The sequence below is a fragment of the Shewanella decolorationis S12 genome, assembly GCF_000485795.1.
Taxonomy (GTDB): Bacteria; Pseudomonadota; Gammaproteobacteria; order Enterobacterales; family Shewanellaceae; genus Shewanella; species Shewanella decolorationis.
Genome location: NZ_AXZL01000044.1, coordinates 14,131 through 34,372, shown reverse-complemented (window position 1 = coordinate 34,372; position 20,242 = coordinate 14,131). Strand labels below are relative to the sequence as shown.

Genomic DNA, 20,242 nt, shown 5'->3' with positions numbered 1-20,242 from the left:
AAAACACTCATAAACCCCGCACCAATGTTGCGGGGTTTTTTGTATCTGAATACGGCAAAAGTTAAATAATGAACGGTGACGTTCCATGGAGAAGCGAGATGTCTAACAGAGTAATTATATTTGATACCACCTTACGTGATGGCGAGCAGGCGTTAGCGGCAAGCCTGTCGGTCAAAGAAAAGTTACAGATCGCCATGGCGTTGGAACGTCTCGGTGTGGATGTGATGGAAGTCGGTTTTCCGGTGTCGTCACCCGGTGATTTTGAGTCGGTGCAGACCATTGCCCGTACCATCAAAAATAGCCGTGTGTGTGCTTTATCCCGCGCCTTGGAAAAAGATATCGATGCCGCCGCCCAGGCATTATCGGTCGCCGAACAGTTCCGTATTCACACCTTTATCTCCACCTCGACTATCCATGTGGAGAGCAAGTTAAAGCGCTCATTCGATCAAGTATTGGAAATGGCGGTCGGTGCGGTGAAATATGCCCGTCGCTTTACCGATGATGTTGAATTCTCTTGTGAAGATGCAGGGCGTACGCCAATCGATAACCTGTGCCGTATGGTAGAAGCGGCGATTCATGCTGGCGCTCGCACCATCAATATCCCCGATACCGTGGGGTATACAGTGCCAAGCGAGTTTGGGGGCATTATTCAAACTTTGTTTAATCGCGTACCGAATATCGACCAAGCCATTATTTCGGTTCACTGCCACGATGATTTAGGTCTATCGGTCGCTAATTCGATTACTGCTGTGCAGCATGGCGCGCGCCAAATCGAATGTACCATGAATGGTATTGGTGAGCGTGCAGGTAACTGCTCTTTAGAAGAGATCGCCATGATCTTAGCAACTCGTAAGAACCTGCTAGGGTTTGAAACGGGGATCAATGCGAAGGAAATTCACCGCACGTCGAATCTAGTCAGCCAGTTATGCAATATGCCAATCCAGTCGAATAAGGCGATTGTGGGCGCGAATGCCTTTACCCACTCTTCGGGGATTCACCAAGATGGCATGTTAAAAGCGCAAAACACTTATGAAATCATGACGCCAGAAAGTATTGGTCTGAATCGCAATAACCTGAATATGACCTCGCGCTCAGGCCGTCATGTGATTAAGCATCGCATGGAGGAAATGGGCTACAGCGAGCAGGATTACAATCTGGATGCCCTATACGAACAGTTTTTACATTTGGCCGACAAAAAGGGTCAAGTCTTCGATTACGATTTAGAAGCCTTAGCTTTTATGGAGGCGCAAGCGGCGGAAGATAATTTCTATCAATTACAGCAGTTAGTAGTCCAATCCGACTCCACCGAAGGCGTGGCCACGGCCACTGTACGCATCGATGTCGGCGGTGAGATTAAAACTGAGGCCGCCACAGGCAATGGCCCTGTTGATGCTGCCTATAACGCTATCGCCCGTGCGACGGACCGTCGTATCGATATCATCAGCTACAAATTAGGTGCGAAAGGCGTAGGGCAAAATGCCCTGGGCCAGGTCGACATTACCGCGGTGTACCATGAACAAAATTTCCACGGTGTCGGCTTAGCGACCGACGTGGTTGAGGCATCAGCCCGTGCGTTAGTGCATGTGATGAACTTGACATGCCGCGCCGATAAGGTCGCAGATTACAAACAGAATATGCATAAAAACAGAGAGCTGGGTGGCGTGTAACCCAAGCGATATCGAGCATAAAGTTTTCACATTGAAGGAGTGAGCGGGCGTATGAGTTATCAAATTGCAGTATTAGCCGGGGATGGGATTGGGCCAGAAGTGATGGCCGAGGCACGTAAGGTGTTAAAGGCGGTTGAGGCGCGTTTTGGTCTTAATATTGAATACACTGAATATGATGTCGGTGGTATCGCTATCGACAATCATGGTTGTCCATTGCCTGAAGCAACACTGAAAGGTTGTGAAGCGGCCGATGCCATTCTATTCGGTTCTGTCGGTGGTCCTAAATGGGAAAAACTACCGCCCAATGAACAGCCAGAGCGTGGTGCATTATTGCCATTACGTGGTCATTTCGAATTGTTTTGTAACCTACGTCCGGCAAAATTGCATGATGGTTTAGAACATATGTCACCGCTGCGCAGCGATATTTCTGCTAGAGGTTTCGATGTTCTCTGCGTGCGTGAGTTAACGGGTGGGATCTACTTCGGTAAGCCTAAGGGGCGCCAAGGTGAAGGTGAGAGCGAAGAAGCCTTCGATACCATGCGTTACAGCCGCCGCGAGATTGCCCGTATTGCGCGCATTGCCTTTGAAGCCGCCCGCGGACGCCGTAAAAAAGTCACTTCGGTCGATAAGGCAAACGTCTTAGCTTGTTCGGTGCTGTGGCGCCAAGTGGTAGAAGAAGTGGCGGTGGACTTCCCCGATGTTGAACTGGAACACATCTATATCGATAACGCGACCATGCAGTTGCTTCGCCGCCCCGATGAGTTTGACGTGATGCTGTGCTCTAACTTGTTTGGCGATATTCTATCGGACGAAATCGCCATGCTGACTGGCTCCATGGGCTTGTTGTCTTCAGCGAGTATGAATAGCACTGGCTTTGGTTTATTTGAGCCTGCTGGTGGTAGTGCGCCGGATATCGCAGGTAAAGGTATTGCTAACCCGATCGCACAAATTCTGTCGGCCGCGCTGATGCTGCGTCACAGCTTAAAGCAAGAAGAAGCGGCAAGCGCGATTGAACGTGCCGTGAGTAAGGCGCTCAATTCTGGCTATTTAACCGGTGAGCTATTAAGTAGCGACCAACGCCATAAGGCTAAATCGACGGTCGAAATGGGCAACTTTATCGCCGATGCAGTTAAGGCAGGTGTGTAATGACTAATCCTTCAATATCAAGCGCTCCGAAAACCCTGTATCAAAAGGTGTGGGATGCTCACGTTGTAGCCACCCCAGAGGGCGAAGCGCCGATCATTTATGTCGACAGACATTTAGTTCACGAAGTGACATCGCCTCAAGCCTTTAGTGGCTTAAAAGTGGCTGGGCGTAAGTTACGCGCCCCAGAGAAAACTTTCGCGACCATGGATCACAACACTTCGACACGCAGTGCCAGTCTAGATGCTTTAAGCCCTATGGCGCGCACTCAGGTTGAGACCCTGGCACAAAACTGTAAAGACTTCGGCGTGCGCTTATATGACATTCACCATCCGAATCAAGGCATTGTGCATGTGATGGGGCCTGAGCTTGGCATTACCTTACCCGGCACAGTGATCGTCTGTGGTGATTCTCACACCGCGACCCACGGCGCCTTTGGCGCTCTGGCCTTCGGTATTGGCACATCTGAGGTTGAGCATGTGTTGGCGACCCAAACCCTGCGCCAATTAAAAGCCAAGACCATGAAAATCGAAGTCCGTGGTCAGGTCACCGATGGTGTCACCGCTAAAGATATCGTATTGGCGATTATCGGTAAGATTGGTATGGATGGCGGTACTGGCTATGTGGTTGAGTTTTGTGGTGAGGCCATTGAAGCACTGTCGATGGAAGGGCGCATGACAGTCTGCAATATGGCGATTGAAATGGGCGCTAAGGCTGGCATGGTCGCGCCGGACCAAACCACTTTCGATTACCTAGAAGGTCGTGAATTTGCGCCAAAGGGCGAAGATTGGGCACAAGCCGTCGCCGCCTGGAAGGCGCTGAAAACCGATGTTGGCGCTGAATTTGATGCCACTGTCGTGTTAGATGCGGCCGATATCGCGCCGCAATTGACTTGGGGTACTAACCCTGGGCAAGTGGTTGCCATCGATGCGCCCGTGCCGAATCCTGCCGACGAGGCGAATCCGACGATTCGCGCTAGCATGGAAAAAGCTTTGGAATATATTGGATTAACTCCTGGTACGCCAATGACGGATGTGACGATCAATAAGGTCTTTATCGGCTCTTGCACTAACTCGCGGATTGAAGATTTACGCAGTGCGGCGAAACAGGCGCAAGGGCGCAAAGTGGCTGCGGGCGTTACGGCAATCGTAGTGCCGGGTTCTGGCCAAGTGAAAGCACAGGCCGAGGCCGAAGGGTTAGATAAAATCTTTATTGATGCCGGATTCGAATGGCGTTTACCGGGCTGCTCTATGTGTTTAGCGATGAACGATGACAGATTAGAAGCGGGTGATCGCTGCGCCTCGACCAGCAACCGTAACTTCGAAGGGCGCCAAGGCCGTGGTAGTCGCACGCACTTGGTGAGTCCGGCGATGGCTGCTGCAGCGGCGATTGCTGGGCATTTTGTCGATATCCGTAAACCTTACTAACCGTCATCCCAAGAGGAGAAGTTAATGCAACCTTTTACTTGCCATACCGGGCTTGCGGTCATGATCGACAGCGCCAATATCGATACCGATCAAATTATCCCGAAGCAATTTTTATCTAAGGTGACGCGGGATGGATTCGGTGTGCACTTATTCCACGACTGGCGTTATCTCGATGATGCCGGGGATGTGCCTAACCCTGATTTCACTCTAAACAAGCCTCGCTATAGCGGTGCGTCGATTCTGCTGGCACAGGAAAACTTTGGCTGTGGCTCCAGCCGTGAACACGCCCCATGGGCATTAGCGGATTTTGGTCTGCGCGCCATTATTGCCCCGAGCTTTGCTGATATTTTTTATGGAAACTCCATCAATAACGGTTTGTTGCCGGTGAAGCTGAGCGCGAATGAAGTGCGTCAGTTAATGGATGAGGTGGCGAGTGAAGAAGGCGCACAAATCACCGTCGACTTAACGACTTGTAAGGTGACATCGCCTTCGGGAGCTGAGTTTAGCTTCACGCTGGCCGAGTCCGCACGGCATAAATTGCTGAATGGTTTAGATGCCATTGGCTTGACCTTGTCCCACGGAATGCAGATCAGCGAATACGAATCACAAATCCCAAGTTGGCGATGTTAAGCATTCAGCGAACACTTGTACCTTAATAGAAGTTAATCTTAAACGCCTAGTTCGAAAACTAGGCGTTTTTATTATCTATGCTTAAGTGTTTAAGTCTAATGTATTGTATTTATTGATTTAAAATGGATGGTGGCTTTTCTGTATCGCAAACAAAATGAATGCCAGTGATTTATGCTGAATTTTAATAGATAAAATGGCTTACAGGTGTTTATAGGTTTTTTGTGGTTTAGTGTATTGTTTTTAAATTGGTTTGAGTGTTTTTGGTGTTGCTTTAAAAATGCTTTCAGCAAATATCTTGTTGAAAAAATACTGATTATTCTTGTTTTAAAAGTGATTTATCTCACTAAAAATATTGATTGGGTTGTTTTTCCTAGTTTTTTTATCTGTTTTATTCCAGCTTGTTGCAAACATCTTCTGCATCGGTAAACTGCCGTGCATTCAATCTGGAGTGTTTGCTCTATTTTGTGTGAACGCCATTGTGACCAAGTTACTGGCACAGATAACAATAATATTTTTCGAGAATAACAATGCAAAAACGTCTTCTGACCTTGGCTGTGACTGCAGCCTTATTAAGCACAACGACTCAAGTGTATGCCGCAGGTTTTCAACTTGCCGAATACTCGGCAACTGGCTTAGGCCGCGCCTTCGCCGGTGAAGCCGCAATTGCTGATAATGCTTCGGCACAAGCGCGCAACCCTGCGATGCTGACCTATTTAGAAGGTCGTCAGTTATCTGCTGGTGGTATCTATGTGATGCCCAATGTAGATGTGAAAGGTGACGTGAGCGTAAGCTCGCCTCTGCTTGGTCCAAATCCAATCGTGATGAACGGTGATGCTATCGACGTAGCCGATGACGCTTTGGTACCTAACTTTTATTATTCCAATCAGTTGAATGACCAATGGACTTGGGGTCTGGCAGTTAACTCGAATTATGGTCTCGCCACTGAATTGCCTGCGACCCATGCTGCGGCTATTTTTGGTAACAAGACCTCGGTCACTACTGTTGAGTTTAATCCAAACATTGCCTATCGCATCAATGATGCGGTTAGTGTTGGTGGTGGTGTGCGTATCGTTTATGGCGAAGGTGAAATCGGTGCTTCGTTACCGGGCTGGGTGGATAAAATTAAACCCGGTTTACCTCCACAAGTAGCTGGTATGCTGCCTCCTGGTGGCACTGAACTCAAAAGCATGAAGGGTGATGACATTGGCTACGGTTGGCAAATCGGTGCTAGCTGGCAAATTAACCCTGCCCATCGTTTAGGTTTGGCTTACCACAGTGGTGTGCAGCTTGACTTAGATGGTCATGCTTCTGGTGTGATTTATGATGGTGGTCAAAATCTGTCAATCGAAGGTTATTTACCACTTGAGTTGCCTGCGTTTGCCGAGTTGTCGTCTTATCATCAATTGACCGACAAATGGGCGATGCACGCCAGTGTTAACTGGACTGATTGGAGTGTATTCGATCAGTTAGTGGCGTACTTCCCTGGTGAAGTTAAGCCAAAGGGCGGCTTAGAATCTGACTTAGTGAAAGAAGAGCACTTTGAAGATAACTGGCGCTTTGCTTTAGGTACGACTTACCAAGTGAACAATGAATGGTTAGTGCGTGCCGGTGTGGCCTTAGATAAAACCGCCGCAAATGATGAGTGGCGCACGACAACTATCCCTGACTCAGACCGTCTGTGGTTCTCTGTTGGTGCGGGCTATCAGGCGACTAAAAACCTGAATGTTGATTTTGCACTGACCTATATCCGTGCCACGGGTGATGCGCCAATTAACGAGCAGCAAAATCTGTTAAACCTAGCGACTGTTAACTTTAACGGTGAAGCGAGCGGTAATGTTTGGTTAGCTGGTATCCAAATGAGCTACAAGATGTAATATCAAGTTTGATTAAAAAAGCCCTGAATTTTCAGGGCTTTTTTGTCTGACGCTGAGCTGTTATTCCGGATCCTTAGGCTCGTGGGTGCGGTGAATGCCTAAACTGCCGAGTACATATTTTTCATAAATAGGTTCGCTAGTACCATTGCGGACTTTGTAGAGAAAGTATTTCTCAAAGGCAATTTTGGCCACATGTACCCATTTACCCATAGATGTCCAGTTAGCATTGCGGGGAGGATTTTGGGGGAGAGCCACAAAGGCGGCACCCTTATCTCCCATGTCGGCCAAACAAATAGCATTAAGTGTTGGATGGGTCTTGGGAGGCTCGCCTTTTAAACTGGAAAGAATATTATCCACAATGGCAGTGGTCATAGATTCAATCATAAAACCCGTTTTAGGTACGCCAATGGGTACGGGAGTTTTTTCCAATGGTGGGAGTGCTACGCACACGCCGGCGGCATAGATTTCTGGATAACGTGGTGAGCGCTGGAACGTGTCGGTGAGTACAAAGCCCTTCTCGTTACACAGTTCTGGTACTGCTGCTATCGCAGGACTGCCTTTAAAAGGGGGTAAAAACATTGCAAGGGAGAAGGGTAAAGTATGTTGAAATTCGACTTCTCCTTTTCTATCTAATTCATCAACATAAGCCATACCTGATTCAAAGTGGGTCGTTTTAGCATTGCAAATCCATTTGATGCTACGTTCTCTAAATTCGTGTTCCATAAGTGACTTAGAGTCTCCCACGCCGCCGAGGCCCATATGACCCACATAGGGCTCGCTGGTGACAAAAGTGATAGGTACATGCTGACGAATTTTGTGTTTACGCAATAAGCTCTCTAGGGATAACACATACTCATAGGCTGGCCCAAAGCAACTTGCACCTTGTAGTGCGCCGACAACCACTGGGCCGGGTTTAGCGAGCAGTTGTTGGAAGCATTCGTAGGCTTTTTCGGCGTGATCAATGGTACAAATAGATTGAGTAAACCCTTCTGGGCCTGCGCCTGGTACGTTTTCAAAAGCGAGTTTTGGGCCAGTACAGATGACTAAGTAATCGTAATTATCTGTTGTACCATCACCTAAGGTGAGTTGCCTATTCATGGGATCTATATGAGTCACCCCTTCACCGGAATAACTAATCTTACGTTTAGCTAAGTAGGTTCCAATTGGAAGACTGATGTCTTCGCGCTTACGTTCACCGAGTGCTACCCAAGGATTTGAGGGAACAAATTGGAAGTCAGCCCCTTCACTGATCACGCCTATTTCACAATCGGAAGGCAGTCGCTGTTTGAGTTCAAATGCTGCCGATACGCCACCTAGTCCCGCCCCAATTACAATGACTCTTTTCATTATCTACTCCTCCGAATGGATATTGTTAACAAAGAACCTGCCTTGGTCTTTGTATAATCTAAATTTTATCAATTAGATTTTTCTAATTATATAAAGCGTAGAAGGTATTTGTTTATTTGCAAAGCGAGTTGGGCGCATTGATGCTTTAGGGGCATTTGGGCTGCAATTAAGCGGGCGTATGCACTTGTGCTGTCCTTATTCTAGATAAACGGATAATAGCGCTGCCCTAGCAAACAGTATGTCATCGGACACGCTACACACCTGAGTATCTTCTTAATGATTTATTTGATTTTATTCACTGTTTCGGTCGATGCTGGTCAAAGACAGCCATTAAGAATATATTCACCCCAAGGGAATTTTGTGGCGATAATGTTGACCATAAAATCTCAATGGCGTTGATTTGGCTTGAAGAAAGGAAAGAGTGTGCAGAAAAAATACGTAGTGGCGTTAGATCAAGGCACAACCAGCTCGAGGGCGATTGTATTTGACCACGACGCCAATATTGTCAGTGTCTCACAGCGGGAGTTTACTCAACTTTATCCTAATCCCAGCTGGGTTGAACATGACCCAATGGAAATCTGGGCGAGCCAAAGTTCTGTGTTGATTGAATCTCTCGCCAGAGCAGGCATTCACAGTGATGAAGTGGCGGCGATTGGCATTACTAATCAGCGGGAAACCACCATTATTTGGGAAAAGGCCACAGGCAAACCGGTTTACAATGCCATTGTGTGGCAGTGTCGTCGCAGCTCTGAGATCTGTGAGCAACTTAAGGCCCAAGGCTTAGAAGATTATGTGCGAGAGAATACGGGACTCCTGCTCGATCCTTATTTTTCAGGCACTAAGATCAAATGGATTTTAGATAATGTGCCGGATGCGCGTGCGAAGGCCAAACGAGGCGAACTGTTATTTGGCACTGTGGATACTTGGCTACTGTGGAAACTCACCGAAGGCAAAGTGCATGTGACCGATCCCACCAATGCAGCCCGTACGTTGCTGTTTAATATCCACAGCCTGAGTTGGGATAGCAAGCTGCTGGAGGCGCTCGATATTCCTGCCGCCATGTTGCCTGAAGTGAAACCTTCTTGCAGTGTCTATGGTACAACCCGTATTGCCGGTGAGGGCAGCGAAATTCCACTCGCGGGGATCGCGGGAGACCAACAGGCAGCGCTCTTTGGCCAGCTTTGTGTCGAGCCGGGAATGGCTAAAAATACTTATGGCACTGGCTGCTTTTTATTAATGAACACAGGCAATAAAGCCGTGCGCTCATCCCATGGGTTATTAACCACAGTGGCGGTAGGCGCTCAAGGTGAAGTGAACTACGCCCTAGAAGGCTCAGTGTTTATGGGCGGCGCGACAATTCAATGGTTAAGGGATGAGCTGGGGCTTATTCGCGATGCCAGCGATACCGAATATTTTGCCTCTAAAGTCGCGGATACTAATGGCGTGTATTTAGTGCCTGCTTTTGTTGGGCTCGGTGCTCCCTATTGGGATCCTAATGCCCGTGGCGCACTGTTTGGGTTAACGCGTGGCGCTAACCGTAATCATATTATCCGTGCGGCATTAGAGTCGATTGCCTACCAGAGTAAGGATTTACTCGATGCCATGATTAAGGACAGTGGTGAGCGGCTTAAATCCCTTAAGGTTGATGGTGGCGCGGTTGCTAATGACTTCCTCATGCAATTTCAAGCGGATATCACCGATGTTGAAGTCTTAAGACCGAGTGTGTGTGAGACTACCGCGCTTGGTGCAGCCTTTTTAGCGGGACTGGCGGTTGGCTTTTGGACCTCAGTGACCGAACTTAAGCATAAGGCCTGTATCGATAAACACTTCAAACCGAATATTGATGCGAGTCAAAGGGAGCGGTTATATGCGGGCTGGCAAGATGCGGTGGCCAGAAGCCGTTCTTAGTTTCTTTTAGGCTTGAAACACATAAGGCGCACCCTGAGGTTGCGCCTTATTCATTTAACAGTCAGCACGTTAAACTTCGATGTCGATGATATGCTTGCTGGGCGATTGTGCTGTTTCAGCTAAATCGTCAGTGACTTCGAGCACCACTCCCTCTTTTAAGTTTTGTTGTTTGTCCGATGCGCGGCGTTTTTTATTGCGACTAGCATTATCCTGTTTGCGCCTTTCCCTGACTTTCGCATCTAAGGTGGGCGGTAATTGCGACTGTGGTGTTTCATGGCTATCGGGCGCATTGGCGGTCGCACTACTCACCTGATCAACGATCCGTTTTGGGGTTAATACGGGTTTTACTGGCTGGGCCAGCATAGCGTAAAGACTGTCCAATCCACTCATAGCGCCTCCTTGGTTTTGACCACTTAACCCTTTATCGGCCGGATTTGCTCAATATTTAGACTATACGCCGATTTGAGCCTGTGCGCGACACTCACTAGCGCTCGGACTGTGACCAATCTCTGTGCTGGGCTTGGGTGGCTAATTCAAGTTTGCCAGGATGCGCTTCGTGTTGGCAGCCTAGGCGAATGCCTTGTGCTAGCTCAGTGGCGGTGAGTTTATCCAGATCATAATCATTGGGGCTGGGTGGCTGCTCGACAAACCTGAGTTTACACAGGCCGCAGCGTCCGCCACCGCCACATTGGGTTCTTAATCTTTCGCGCCCTCGATTAATGCTCTCTAAATATGTGCCATTGAGATCGGTAAATTCGGCGAGCGGTTGAGCCGCCTGAGTAAAAAGCGCTAGTTTTCCTTTGGGAATTTTTCGCTTCAAGAATGGCAGGGATAACTGACCTTGATGAAATTTATGCCCAAGGATGTAAATCCCCGAAAGACCTAACAACAGTGTGGCAATGCTGACAACTTGTACCAATAAGTGATTAAAACCAATGCCATTATCGGGAGCATAGTCCATAAAATGCAGCATAAAGAGCAGATCCTTGAGATCCGATTGGCGATTCTGGTGAGCAAGCACCGCACCCGAGGCAGTATCGATATAAATTCGCGTTCCAACTTCGTCCGCGGCCGTGAGCATGGCTACTGGGCCATTGGCGTCGAATGGTGTTTCGCGGCTGAGGATTTGCGGTGTGCTGAGCTCGGCCGAACCTGAGTAGCTCTGTTTGGCAATCGCGAGTATCTCGGTATTGGTCAAGGATAGTGGCTTTAGCGAGTCCGCCCAAAACCAGCGAGTTTGCTGAGTTGTAGTAAGCGCATACACGGCGCGGCTCAGCACTGAGGTTAGCTTAAGTTCGATAATGCCTTCTGCTTGATATTGTTGCAGTAGGTCTGCCGTGGGGGCGAGTGCAGTATTGGGGCTCGCCGTTTTGTCAGTGGTGCGATATGGGTTCGCGTCCAAAAACCTCTCGTCAATTAGGTTGAAGGCAAGTCCTGTCACGACCCAAATCAATAATTGCAGACCAACAATAAGCCCCAGCCATTTATGTAAGGTTTGCAGCAGCAAGCTGATGGAATGCTTGGTACCAGCGGTGCCGGTATGGCGAAGCGTCGAGAGGCTCATACTGGCTCCTCACGATTTTGGTTTCGAAAACTGATATAGGACAAGGCGATACCAAAGAGTGCGGTCAATAGGGCGAGGCTAGTCATTAGCGTAAGTAACGGATTATGCACATTCTCCCGCGTCTCGTAGTCCATGATGTGCAGCATCCACATCAGATCGAAGAGTCGCCAATAATCATGGCGCGCGCTGACCACTTGTCCTGTAACTGCCGAGATATAGAGTGTCGAGTGCATGGCATCGTCTAACGTCAGTTGCCAAACGGGGATCAGGCGGGCAGGGATTTCACTCGGAGCGTTCTGCTCAATGAATGCCGAGCCGATAAATTTAGCCCGACCCGTATAGCCTCGCTGCGCGGCGTCGAGCGCCTGCTGTTTATCGAGCAGCGGTAATACTTCACCCGTCTTACTGCTAAAGCGCTGCAATTTTCCCGCGATATTGGCGCGATAGTAGAGTGTGCCTTGATGCGCATACAGGCTGATATCCGTCGCATCGGGATGTGCCTCGATAAAGTCCGTAAAGCTGTAGGCGGGAGTGTCAACTTGGTACATAGCTGTGTTTGCTTTGTTTACCAGTGGCTTGCCGCGAATAAACTCTATATCCATCAGTACCATGTAGGCACCCGTTGCTAGCCAGATCAGTAATTGAATGGCGGTTATTAATGCAAACCACTTGTGATAAAGACGGATCCGAGTTGCAGTCATGGTGAGTTACTTTGAGTTAATTGCACGGGAGTTTTGATCTTCCTCGCAATCGTGAAATAAAAACCTTCCGAAATTGCAGAATAAATCCGCAATCAAAAGTAATTTTTCAGCGATTTATGCTAGAAATTGACGCTCTATAAGCCTATGCGAATGTAAAAATTGAGTCTATTTTGTTGTGTTTTGTGAGTCTAGCGTGATTTGCCTAAGGGGAAAATCCTACACTTGGCGAAACTTTATGGCGAATATTGCACTGCAACTGCCTGAAAGCAAAAGGCTGCTGCTTTTTTGTTCATTTTTTATCCCTGTCGTTTCTACCGTTTAGCCGATTTTTCGCTGGTTTTTTTGTCAAAACTTTGTCGCTACGCAATGGCTTCAACATGCTGCTAACCCGCTTGCCGACTGGCTTTATAAAAGGAACCCATCCCTTGACAATGCTTGTCTACTATCCCTAAACTTAGCATTTGTGGGAAATAGTGGATATTTGTGGATCAAAAATCAAAGGATAGGATGAATTAGCGTGTTTCGTGGAGCCAGTGCTATCAACTTAGATACAAAGGGACGGATCGCTATTCCAGTGCGATACCGCGAACCTTTGCAGCTAGAGCACCAAGGCCGCATCGTCATCACAGTCGATATTCAATCCGCGTGTTTACTCCTTTATCCCATCCATGAGTGGGAATTGATCGAAGCTAAGTTACTCAAGCTTTCAGATACCGACAAAACCCAACGATCCCTCAAGCGCATGTTGCTGGGTTATGCCCATGAGGTCGAACTCGATGGCAACGGGCGCATATTACTGCCACCACCGCTAAGGCAATACGCCAATTTAGATAAGCGCATCATGCTGGTGGGACAGTTAAATAAGTTTGAGCTGTGGGATGAGCAAGCTTGGCTGCAGCAAATTGATGAGTGTCAGGAAACGATTCGAAGCGAGGAGCTCGCGAATAACGAGCGTCTGGCGGATTTTTCACTCTAACGAGTCGCATAACTAAATAAGAAGAGAGTAATGAGTCAAGAATTTGCCCATTTATCCGTTCTGCTCGAAGAAACGGTCGGCGGTTTGAACATCAAAGACGATGGCATCTATATCGATGGCACGTTCGGCCGCGGTGGTCATTCAAGACAAGTACTGCAAAGACTGGGTGAAAACGGACGTCTGATTGCGATCGACCGCGATCCTCAAGCCATTGAGGCTGCAAAACAATTTGCCGATGACCCCCGTTTCCAAATCGTACATGGCGGTTTTGGCCAATTAGCCGATTACGTCGAAGAGCTTGGTCTGGTTGGCAAAATTGATGGCGTGTTACTCGACTTAGGCGTGTCTTCACCGCAGCTCGATGATGCCGAACGTGGCTTTAGTTTCCTGCGCGATGGTCCGCTCGATATGCGCATGGATAACAGCCAAGGAGAAACGGCGGCCCAGTGGTTAGCGCGCGCCGAAATTGAAGACATGGCGTGGGTATTCAAAACCTATGGCGAAGAGAAAAATGCTCGCCATATTGCCCGTTGTATTGCGGCTGACCGTGATAAAACCCCGTTTTTACGCACCAAAGATTTAGCCGATTTGATTGCGCGGATCACTAAAAATAAAGAGCGTAACAAACACCCCGCGACTCGGGTGTTTCAGGCGATCCGCATCTATATCAACAGTGAATTAGATCAAATTGATCAAGCGCTTGAAGGTGCATTAACCGTACTCGCGCCGCAGGGACGTTTATCGATTATCAGCTTCCACTCCTTGGAAGATCGCATCGTAAAACGTTTTATTCGTCGCCATAGCCAAGGTGAGAGCGTGCCCCACGGTCTGCCTATCACCGAAGATCAAATCAACAAGTCGCGTAAATTGCGCGCCATAGGTAAGGCGATTATGCCTTCCGATGAGGAAATTGAACGCAATGCCAGAGCGCGCAGCTCAGTGTTACGCATTGCCGAGCGATTAGATTACTAGAGGGCAAACAAAGTGAGTAAGCCCTCATTAAATCTGCCACGGATTGTGTTAAACGACCTGTGGCAACACAAATGGATCTTGTTACTCGCACTGCTCGTGCTCAGTAATGCTGTGGCTGTGGTGTATACCAGCCATGTGAGCCGTAAGCTTACTACCCAATGGGATCAGCTGCTGCAGGAGCGTGACAGGTTAGATATCGAGTGGCGCAATTTATTATTGGAAGAGCAATCCCAGACTGAGCACAGCCGGATCACGCGGATTGCATCAAAGGATCTCAACATGAGTCGACCCTTACCCAGCGAAGAAGTTGTGGTAAAGGTGCCGTGAACATAGGGAAGATATGACTAGGCAAGCAAAAACCAAACAGGCCAGCAAAAAGCAAAAGCCACAACTGATCCACTGGCGTTTATACGTCGTGGTTGGCTTTGTATTTGCGATGTTTTCGAGCCTTGTGGGTCGCGCTGCTTATATCCAAATTATCGAACCTGATAAACTTCGCCATGAGAGCGACATGCGTACCCTGCGTACCACCAGTCGTGAGGTGCAGCGTGGCTTAATCACTGACCGTAACGGCGATATGCTGGCGGTGAGTGTGCCGGTACGTGCCGTGTGGGCCGACCCTAAACAAGTCAATGATAACAATGGTTTTACCGATATGCGCCGCTGGCAAGCGTTGGCGGACGTATTGCACGAACCCGTGGAAGATGTGCTCGATAAGGTGCGCAGCAATCCAACCAAACGTTTTACCTACCTTAAACGCCAGGTCACGCCTGCGGTGGCAGACTACATCACTCAGCTTAAATTGCCTGGGGTGTTTTTAAAGTCCGAGTCACGCCGTTACTATCCTGGTGGTGAGATTACTGCCCAGCTTATCGGCATTACCAATATCGACGATGTCGGTATTGAAGGGGTCGAAAACGCCTACAACAGTTGGCTTACTGGTACACCATCTAAACAAAAAGTGCGTAAATCCCGCGATGGTCATGTGGTTGAGCGTCTCGATATCGTGCAAGAAGGCGAGAGTCCGAATGATTTAGTTTTGAGTATTGACCAACGTATTCAGCAACTTGCCTACCGTGAGTTAAAGCGCACTACCGAGATGAACCAAGCGACCTCAGGCTCGATTGTGGTGCTCGATATCCACACGGGTGAAGTCTTGGCTATGGTAAATACACCATCCTACAACCCTAATTCACGCGACAATCTGCAAACCTTCAGAATGCGTAATCGCGCCATGACGGATACCTTCGAGCCCGGCTCGACCATTAAACCTTTTGTGGTTGCCGCGGCGTTAGAGGCGGGTACGGTTAAGTCTACCGATGTGATCCCAACGTCTCCGGGCTGGATGCGTTTAGGCGGCCGTCAAGTGCGTGATGCCAGTAACTACGGCGATATGACACTGGCGCGTATTTTAGCCAAATCCAGTAACGTGGGCATTAGTAAACTCGCCCTGTCGATTCCTGTGCAGCAGTTATTAGGCACCTATCAATCCATGGGCTTAGGCAGCTTCTCGGGGATTAACCTCACGGGTGAAAGTGCCGGCCTTATTCAAGATCGCCATCGTTGGTCTGATTTCGAGCGCGCAACCTTATCTTTCGGCTACGGCCTAACGGCGACCACGCTACAGCTCGCGCGGATGTACGCCACCTTAGGCAATGGTGGCACGCTATATCCAGTATCGATTTTAAAACTGAAAAAGCCCCCCGAAGGTGAGCGAGTGATCTCACAAGAGGTTGCTCACGATGTATTGCAAATGATGGTGGGCGTGACCGAAAAAGGTGGCACAGGTACGCTGGCCCATATCGATGGCTATCCCGTCGCGGGTAAGTCTGGCACCAGCCGTAAGGCGGTAGCTGGCGGTTATGGTGATGATTATGTTGCGTTATTTGCTGGTGTCGCGCCGGTGAATAATCCCAAACTCGCGGTCGTAGTTGTGGTGAACGAGCCGAAGGGTGATCTCTATTATGGTGGTTCGGTGGCAGGGCCGGCATTCGCTAAGGTGATGTCAGGCGCACTGCAAATGTTAAATGTTGAACCCATTTCCGATAAAGAACAGGTGCAATTGGCGGGAATCGCCGGGAGAACTGAATGATGTTGTTAAGGGATCTATTAGCGCCTTGGTTCCCCTACGCGGGTGAACAAACCTTCTTAGATTTGACTTTAGATAGCCGCGCAATACGTCGCGGCGATGTGTTTTTAGCGCTGCCCGGCCATAAGGTCGATGGTCGTCAATTTATCGATAAGGCCTTAGCCCAAGGTGCGACTGCGGTATTAGTGCATACGGATAATATTGAAGAGCAGGGCAAGGTGATTGCGGCTGAGCAAGGCGTGCAGATTTATTTTTATCAGTTAGCTAAGCAAGTGTCTGCGGTCGCCGCCGTGCGTTATCCCGTTGTCCAAGGCCAGTCCATGGGCATTGTCGGGATCACTGGCACCAACGGTAAAACCTCGACCAGTCAGCTCTGCGCGCAATTAGTGACGCTGCTTGAGGGTAGAGCGGCGGTGATGGGCACGCTCGGCAATGGTCTGTGGGGCGAGTTAGTCGATAGCGGCAATACGACCGCCGATGCCATTACCCTGATGCGTCAACTACATGAGTTTGCAGACAAAGGTGTTAATACCTGCGCGATGGAAGTCTCAAGTCATGGTTTAGTCCAAGGCCGAGTCGATGCCGTGCCCTTCGATGTGGCGGTATTCACTAATTTGACCCGTGATCATTTGGACTACCACGGCGATATGGAAAATTATGCCGCGGCCAAGCAAATGCTGTTTCGCTTCGACGCCCTGCGTCACGGCTTAGTAAATCTTGATGACCCCGTGGGTGCCGCTTGGTTATCCGAGCTGGCAAATGTCCCGGCGAAGATATGGGGCTTTAGCATTGAAGCGCATACCGAGGCGGCGTTTTACACTAAGAATGCCCAATTTAACGATCAAGGCGTGCAGGCGACATTAGTCTGGCCTGAGGGCGAAATCAACATTCGCTCTCCTTTATTAGGTGCCTTTAACCTCTCGAATTTACTCGCTGCTTTATCCGCCTTGTATTTGCAGGGTATGGATATGCGTGCACTGGCTGCCAAGGTACCTTATTTAGTGCCCGTGGCTGGCCGCATGGAACGTTTTACCACTGCGGACAACATTACCTTAGTCGTCGATTATGCCCACACCCCAGATGCGATTGAACAGGCGCTGAATGCCCTGCGTCGTCACTGCGCGGGCGAGTTGTGGTGCCTGTTTGGCTGTGGCGGCGACCGTGATAAGGGCAAACGTCCGCTGATGGGGCGCGCGGCGGAGCGATTTGCCGATCGCATTATGGTGACCAGCGATAATGCCCGCAGTGAAGATCCTAACCAAATTATTACCGATATTATCCAAGGGCTAACTCACCCTGAGCGAGCACTGACCGAGGTTGACCGTGTGGCTGCGATTAAACAAGTCGTCGCACAGGCTAAATCTGGGGATGTGATTCTGCTTGCGGGCAAAGGCCATGAAACTTACCAAGAGGCGGCAGGTGTGCGTCATGACTATGATGAACGCGCCCTGGCACGCCAGTTATCGGAGCAAAGCCAATGATCCCAATTTCCCTCGAGGCGCTGAGCCAACACTTAAGTGCGCATCGAGTCGGTGACGATGTCACCATCCAAGCATTAAGCAGCGATAGCCGCAAAATCGGCCCTGCAACCCTGTTTGTTGCCTTAAAGGGCGAGCGTTTCGATGGCCATGATTTTGCGGCCACGGCAATTGAAAATGGTGCCGTTGCACTAATGGTCGAGCGTCAATTGGCCTTCGATGTGCCGCAGCTTATTGTTGCCGATTGCCAAAAGGCCATGGGCGCGATTGGCGCCTATGTGCGCGACCAAGTAGATCCCATTTGTGTGGCCTTAACCGGCTCCAATGGCAAAACCAGCGTGAAAGAAATGATCGCCACGATTTTATCGGCGAAGCATCAAGTGCTTTATACGGCTGGTAACTTCAATAATGAAATCGGTGTGCCACTCACTTTGCTGCGTTTAACGCCTGAGGATAAGTACGGGGTGTTTGAGCTTGGCGCTAACCATAAAGGTGAGATTGATTACACCTCGAGTTTGGTGCGTCCTCACGTTGCCTTAGTTAATAACGTTGGCAGCGCTCACTTAGAAGGCTTTGGGTCACAGGCGGGGGTCGCTCAGGCCAAATCGGAAATCTACAATCATCTGCAACCCGGTGGCACGGCGATTATCAATGCCGATGATGCCTTTGCCGATGTGATGCGTGTTAAAGCCAAGCACTATAAGCAGTTAAGCTTCTCCCAGCAGGAAGGTGCTGCAAAACGCCAAATCGATGTCATTGCGACTGGCCACAAAACCAATAGCGATGGTTGTTACCGCTTTATCCTTAATTATGCGGGTGAGTCCTGCGAAGTGACCTTACCTTTAGCGGGTCGTCACCAAGTTAGCAACGCGCTAGCTGCGGCAAGTGTTTGTATTGCTTTGGGATTGAGCCTGAAGGAAATCGCTGAAGGCTTGAGCCAGTTGACCCCTGTAAAGGGGCGTATGCAACCAACTCAATTAGGACGCGTTCGCTTAATCGATGATAGCTATAACGCCAATCCCGTGTCAGTGGGTGCGGCTATCGCTTGGTTAAAGGAAATTTCTGAAAATCGTTGTTTGGTACTGGGAGATTTGGGCGAATTAGGCGACAATGCGCCCCTTTTACACGCTGAATTGGGACAACTGGCTAAACAACAGGGCATTGATGCTCTGTTCTGTACCGGCACCTTAACTCAGCACACTAGCCAAGCTTTCGGGGCGGAGCACCATGACAGCGTGGCGACGTTAGTAGAAAAACTCATAAAACACATCAACCAGTTGCCGGGACAGGTGACGGTTTTAGTTAAAGGTTCACGTAGTGCCGCAATGGAGCGGGTCGTGGATGGCCTAACAGTAGCCTTCGGGCGTGGGGAGTTAGTGTAGATGCTGGTGTATCTGGCCGAGTATTTAACCCGTTTTCATACTGGGTTTAACGTATTTTCCTATGTGACATTTCGAGCCATTTTAGGCTTGTTAACCGCATTAATGTTTAGTTTATGGTGGGGTCCTAAACTGATTGAGCGTTTGCAGTTAATGCAGATTGGCCAAGTTGTGCGTAACGACGGGCCAGAGTCGCATTTCAGTAAGCGTGGTACGCCGACTATGGGTGGCCTGATGATTTTAGGCGCCATTTTTATCAGTGTGCTGTTGTGGGGCGATCTCGGTAGCCGTTATGTGTGGGTGATGCTGTTTGTATTGGGCAGCTTCGGCATGATCGGTTTTATTGATGATTACCGCAAAGTCGTGCGTAAAGATACTAAGGGGCTGATCGCGCGTTGGAAGTATATTCTGCAATCCTTAGCGGCGTTGATCATTGCTTTCTTCCTCTATACCACTGCGTCTAACCCGGGTGAAACCCAGTTAGTCGTGCCTTTCTTTAAGGATGTGATGCCACAGCTTGGCGCTGTGTTTATCGTATTGGCCTACTTTACTATCGTGGGTTCGAGCAACGCGGTGAACCTAACCGATGGTCTCGACGGTTTGGCGATTATGCCAACGGTAATGGTGGCCGCGGCATTCGCCTTAATTGCTTATCTGTCTGGCCATGCTCAATTTGCTAATTACCTGCACATTCCGCATTTACCCGGTTCGGGTGAGCTAGTAATCGTCTGCACTGCGATTGTGGGCGCAGGCTTAGGCTTTTTATGGTTTAACACTTATCCAGCACAGGTCTTCATGGGCGATGTGGGCTCGCTGTCTTTAGGCGCTGCCTTAGGCGCGATTGCGGTACTGGTTCGCCAAGAAATCCTATTAGTGATTATGGGCGGTGTGTTTGTGATGGAAACCGTGTCTGTGATCCTGCAGGTCGGTTCTTACAAGTTACGAGGCCAGCGCATTTTCCGCATGGCGCCTATCCATCACCACTATGAATTGAAAGGCTGGCCTGAGCCACGCGTGATTGTCCGCTTTTGGATTATCTCGATTTTCTTAGTGTTACTCGGCTTAGCCACGTTGAAGTTAAGGTAAT

17 protein-coding genes are annotated in these 20,242 nt (G+C 49.2%); 13 read left to right on the top strand and 4 right to left on the bottom strand.

The window, feature by feature from the left end; genetic code table 11:
• Positions 1-98 precede the first annotated feature (98 nt).
• From leuA to SHD_RS02825, 5 genes are all read left to right on the top strand, one after another.
• Positions 99-1,667 (top strand): 2-isopropylmalate synthase, encoded by a 1,569-nt coding sequence (leuA, locus tag SHD_RS02845; RefSeq protein ID WP_039977290.1) that lies wholly within the window; start codon positions 99-101, stop codon positions 1,665-1,667.
• A 51-nt stretch (positions 1,668-1,718) separates the two neighbouring features.
• A complete protein-coding gene (gene leuB, locus SHD_RS02840; protein WP_023265758.1) occupies positions 1,719-2,813 on the top strand; it encodes a 3-isopropylmalate dehydrogenase in 1,095 nt (364 codons plus the stop codon).
• Complete coding sequence (gene leuC / locus SHD_RS02835) at positions 2,813-4,237, top strand: 3-isopropylmalate dehydratase large subunit (RefSeq protein ID WP_023265757.1); 1,425 nt, start codon at positions 2,813-2,815, stop codon at positions 4,235-4,237. Before leuB ends, leuC begins: the two co-directional genes overlap by 1 nt.
• Before the next feature lie 24 nt (positions 4,238-4,261).
• Positions 4,262-4,867, top strand: a complete 606-nt coding sequence (gene leuD / locus SHD_RS02830) for a 3-isopropylmalate dehydratase small subunit (RefSeq protein ID WP_023265756.1) — start codon at positions 4,262-4,264, stop codon at positions 4,865-4,867.
• A 527-nt stretch (positions 4,868-5,394) separates the two neighbouring features.
• Positions 5,395-6,741 carry an outer membrane protein transport protein gene (locus SHD_RS02825; protein ID WP_023265755.1) on the top strand — a complete coding sequence of 449 codons (1,347 nt, stop codon included), beginning with the start codon at positions 5,395-5,397 and terminating at the stop codon, positions 6,739-6,741.
• A gap of 60 nt (positions 6,742-6,801) precedes the next feature.
• On the opposite strand, the gene SHD_RS02820 is transcribed toward SHD_RS02825, so the two are convergent.
• Complete coding sequence (locus tag SHD_RS02820) at positions 6,802-8,088, bottom strand: NAD(P)/FAD-dependent oxidoreductase (protein WP_023265754.1); 1,287 nt, start codon at positions 8,086-8,088, stop codon at positions 6,802-6,804.
• Between the two features lie 423 nt (positions 8,089-8,511).
• Between SHD_RS02820 and glpK the strand changes: the two genes are divergently transcribed.
• Entirely contained in the window at positions 8,512-9,996 is a 1,485-nt protein-coding gene (gene glpK, locus SHD_RS02815) for a glycerol kinase GlpK (protein ID WP_039977288.1), read from the top strand.
• Positions 9,997-10,065: 69 nt separating this feature from the next.
• On the opposite strand, the gene SHD_RS02810 is transcribed toward glpK, so the two are convergent.
• From SHD_RS02810 to SHD_RS02800, 3 genes are all read right to left on the bottom strand, one after another.
• Complete coding sequence (locus SHD_RS02810) at positions 10,066-10,386, bottom strand: hypothetical protein (RefSeq protein WP_023265752.1); 321 nt, start codon at positions 10,384-10,386, stop codon at positions 10,066-10,068.
• 94 nt (positions 10,387-10,480) lie between these two features.
• The gene (locus tag SHD_RS02805) at positions 10,481-11,560 is read right to left on the bottom strand and encodes a PepSY domain-containing protein (protein ID WP_023265751.1); all 1,080 of its coding nucleotides are present in this window, start codon (positions 11,558-11,560) and stop codon (positions 10,481-10,483) included.
• Positions 11,557-12,261, bottom strand: a complete 705-nt coding sequence (locus SHD_RS02800) for a hypothetical protein (protein ID WP_023265750.1) — start codon at positions 12,259-12,261, stop codon at positions 11,557-11,559. The genes SHD_RS02805 and SHD_RS02800 overlap by 4 nt, the downstream gene beginning before the upstream one ends.
• 517 nt (positions 12,262-12,778) lie before the next feature.
• Between SHD_RS02800 and mraZ the strand changes: the two genes are divergently transcribed.
• The 7 genes from mraZ to mraY are packed head-to-tail and all read left to right on the top strand — an operon-like array spanning position 12,779 to position 20,241.
• Positions 12,779-13,237 (top strand): division/cell wall cluster transcriptional repressor MraZ, encoded by a 459-nt coding sequence (gene mraZ, locus SHD_RS02795; protein WP_011624306.1) that lies wholly within the window; start codon positions 12,779-12,781, stop codon positions 13,235-13,237.
• 30 nt (positions 13,238-13,267) lie between these two features.
• Entirely contained in the window at positions 13,268-14,209 is a 942-nt protein-coding gene (gene rsmH, locus SHD_RS02790; RefSeq protein WP_011624305.1) for a 16S rRNA (cytosine(1402)-N(4))-methyltransferase RsmH, read from the top strand.
• A gap of 12 nt (positions 14,210-14,221) precedes the next feature.
• A complete protein-coding gene (ftsL, locus tag SHD_RS02785) occupies positions 14,222-14,536 on the top strand; it encodes a cell division protein FtsL (RefSeq protein ID WP_011624304.1) in 315 nt (104 codons plus the stop codon).
• 13 nt (positions 14,537-14,549) lie between these two features.
• Positions 14,550-16,301: a peptidoglycan D,D-transpeptidase FtsI family protein gene (locus SHD_RS02780; protein WP_023265748.1), complete on the top strand. Its 1,752-nt coding sequence runs from the start codon at positions 14,550-14,552 to the stop codon at positions 16,299-16,301.
• Positions 16,298-17,779, top strand: coding sequence for a UDP-N-acetylmuramoyl-L-alanyl-D-glutamate--2,6-diaminopimelate ligase (murE, locus tag SHD_RS02775; protein ID WP_023265747.1), 1,482 nt, complete (start codon positions 16,298-16,300; stop codon positions 17,777-17,779). Before SHD_RS02780 ends, murE begins: the two co-directional genes overlap by 4 nt.
• Positions 17,776-19,158 (top strand): UDP-N-acetylmuramoyl-tripeptide--D-alanyl-D-alanine ligase, encoded by a 1,383-nt coding sequence (locus SHD_RS02770; RefSeq protein ID WP_023265746.1) that lies wholly within the window; start codon positions 17,776-17,778, stop codon positions 19,156-19,158. The genes murE and SHD_RS02770 overlap by 4 nt, the downstream gene beginning before the upstream one ends.
• Complete coding sequence (gene mraY / locus SHD_RS02765; RefSeq protein WP_011624300.1) at positions 19,159-20,241, top strand: phospho-N-acetylmuramoyl-pentapeptide-transferase; 1,083 nt, start codon at positions 19,159-19,161, stop codon at positions 20,239-20,241.
• Position 20,242 lies beyond the last annotated feature (1 nt).

Bases quoted from the DNA above. Each gene is read 5' to 3' on its own strand.
- leuC (WP_023265757.1), top strand. From the start codon at position 2,813: ATGACTAATCCTTCAATATCAAGCGCTCCGAAAACCCTGTATCAAAAG.
- SHD_RS02780 (WP_023265748.1), top strand. From the start codon at position 14,550: ATGACTAGGCAAGCAAAAACCAAACAGGCCAGCAAAAAGCAAAAGCCA.
- SHD_RS02810 (WP_023265752.1), bottom strand. From the start codon at position 10,386: ATGAGTGGATTGGACAGTCTTTACGCTATGCTGGCCCAGCCAGTAAAA.
- leuB (WP_023265758.1), top strand. From the start codon at position 1,719: ATGAGTTATCAAATTGCAGTATTAGCCGGGGATGGGATTGGGCCAGAA.
- leuD (WP_023265756.1), top strand. From the start codon at position 4,262: ATGCAACCTTTTACTTGCCATACCGGGCTTGCGGTCATGATCGACAGC.
- SHD_RS02805 (WP_023265751.1), bottom strand. From the start codon at position 11,560: ATGAGCCTCTCGACGCTTCGCCATACCGGCACCGCTGGTACCAAGCAT.
- SHD_RS02825 (WP_023265755.1), top strand. From the start codon at position 5,395: ATGCAAAAACGTCTTCTGACCTTGGCTGTGACTGCAGCCTTATTAAGC.
- rsmH (WP_011624305.1), top strand. From the start codon at position 13,268: ATGAGTCAAGAATTTGCCCATTTATCCGTTCTGCTCGAAGAAACGGTC.
- leuA (WP_039977290.1), top strand. From the start codon at position 99: ATGTCTAACAGAGTAATTATATTTGATACCACCTTACGTGATGGCGAG.
- SHD_RS02820 (WP_023265754.1), bottom strand. From the start codon at position 8,088: ATGAAAAGAGTCATTGTAATTGGGGCGGGACTAGGTGGCGTATCGGCA.
- SHD_RS02770 (WP_023265746.1), top strand. From the start codon at position 17,776: ATGATCCCAATTTCCCTCGAGGCGCTGAGCCAACACTTAAGTGCGCAT.
- SHD_RS02800 (WP_023265750.1), bottom strand. From the start codon at position 12,261: ATGACTGCAACTCGGATCCGTCTTTATCACAAGTGGTTTGCATTAATA.
- murE (WP_023265747.1), top strand. From the start codon at position 16,298: ATGATGTTGTTAAGGGATCTATTAGCGCCTTGGTTCCCCTACGCGGGT.
- mraY (WP_011624300.1), top strand. From the start codon at position 19,159: ATGCTGGTGTATCTGGCCGAGTATTTAACCCGTTTTCATACTGGGTTT.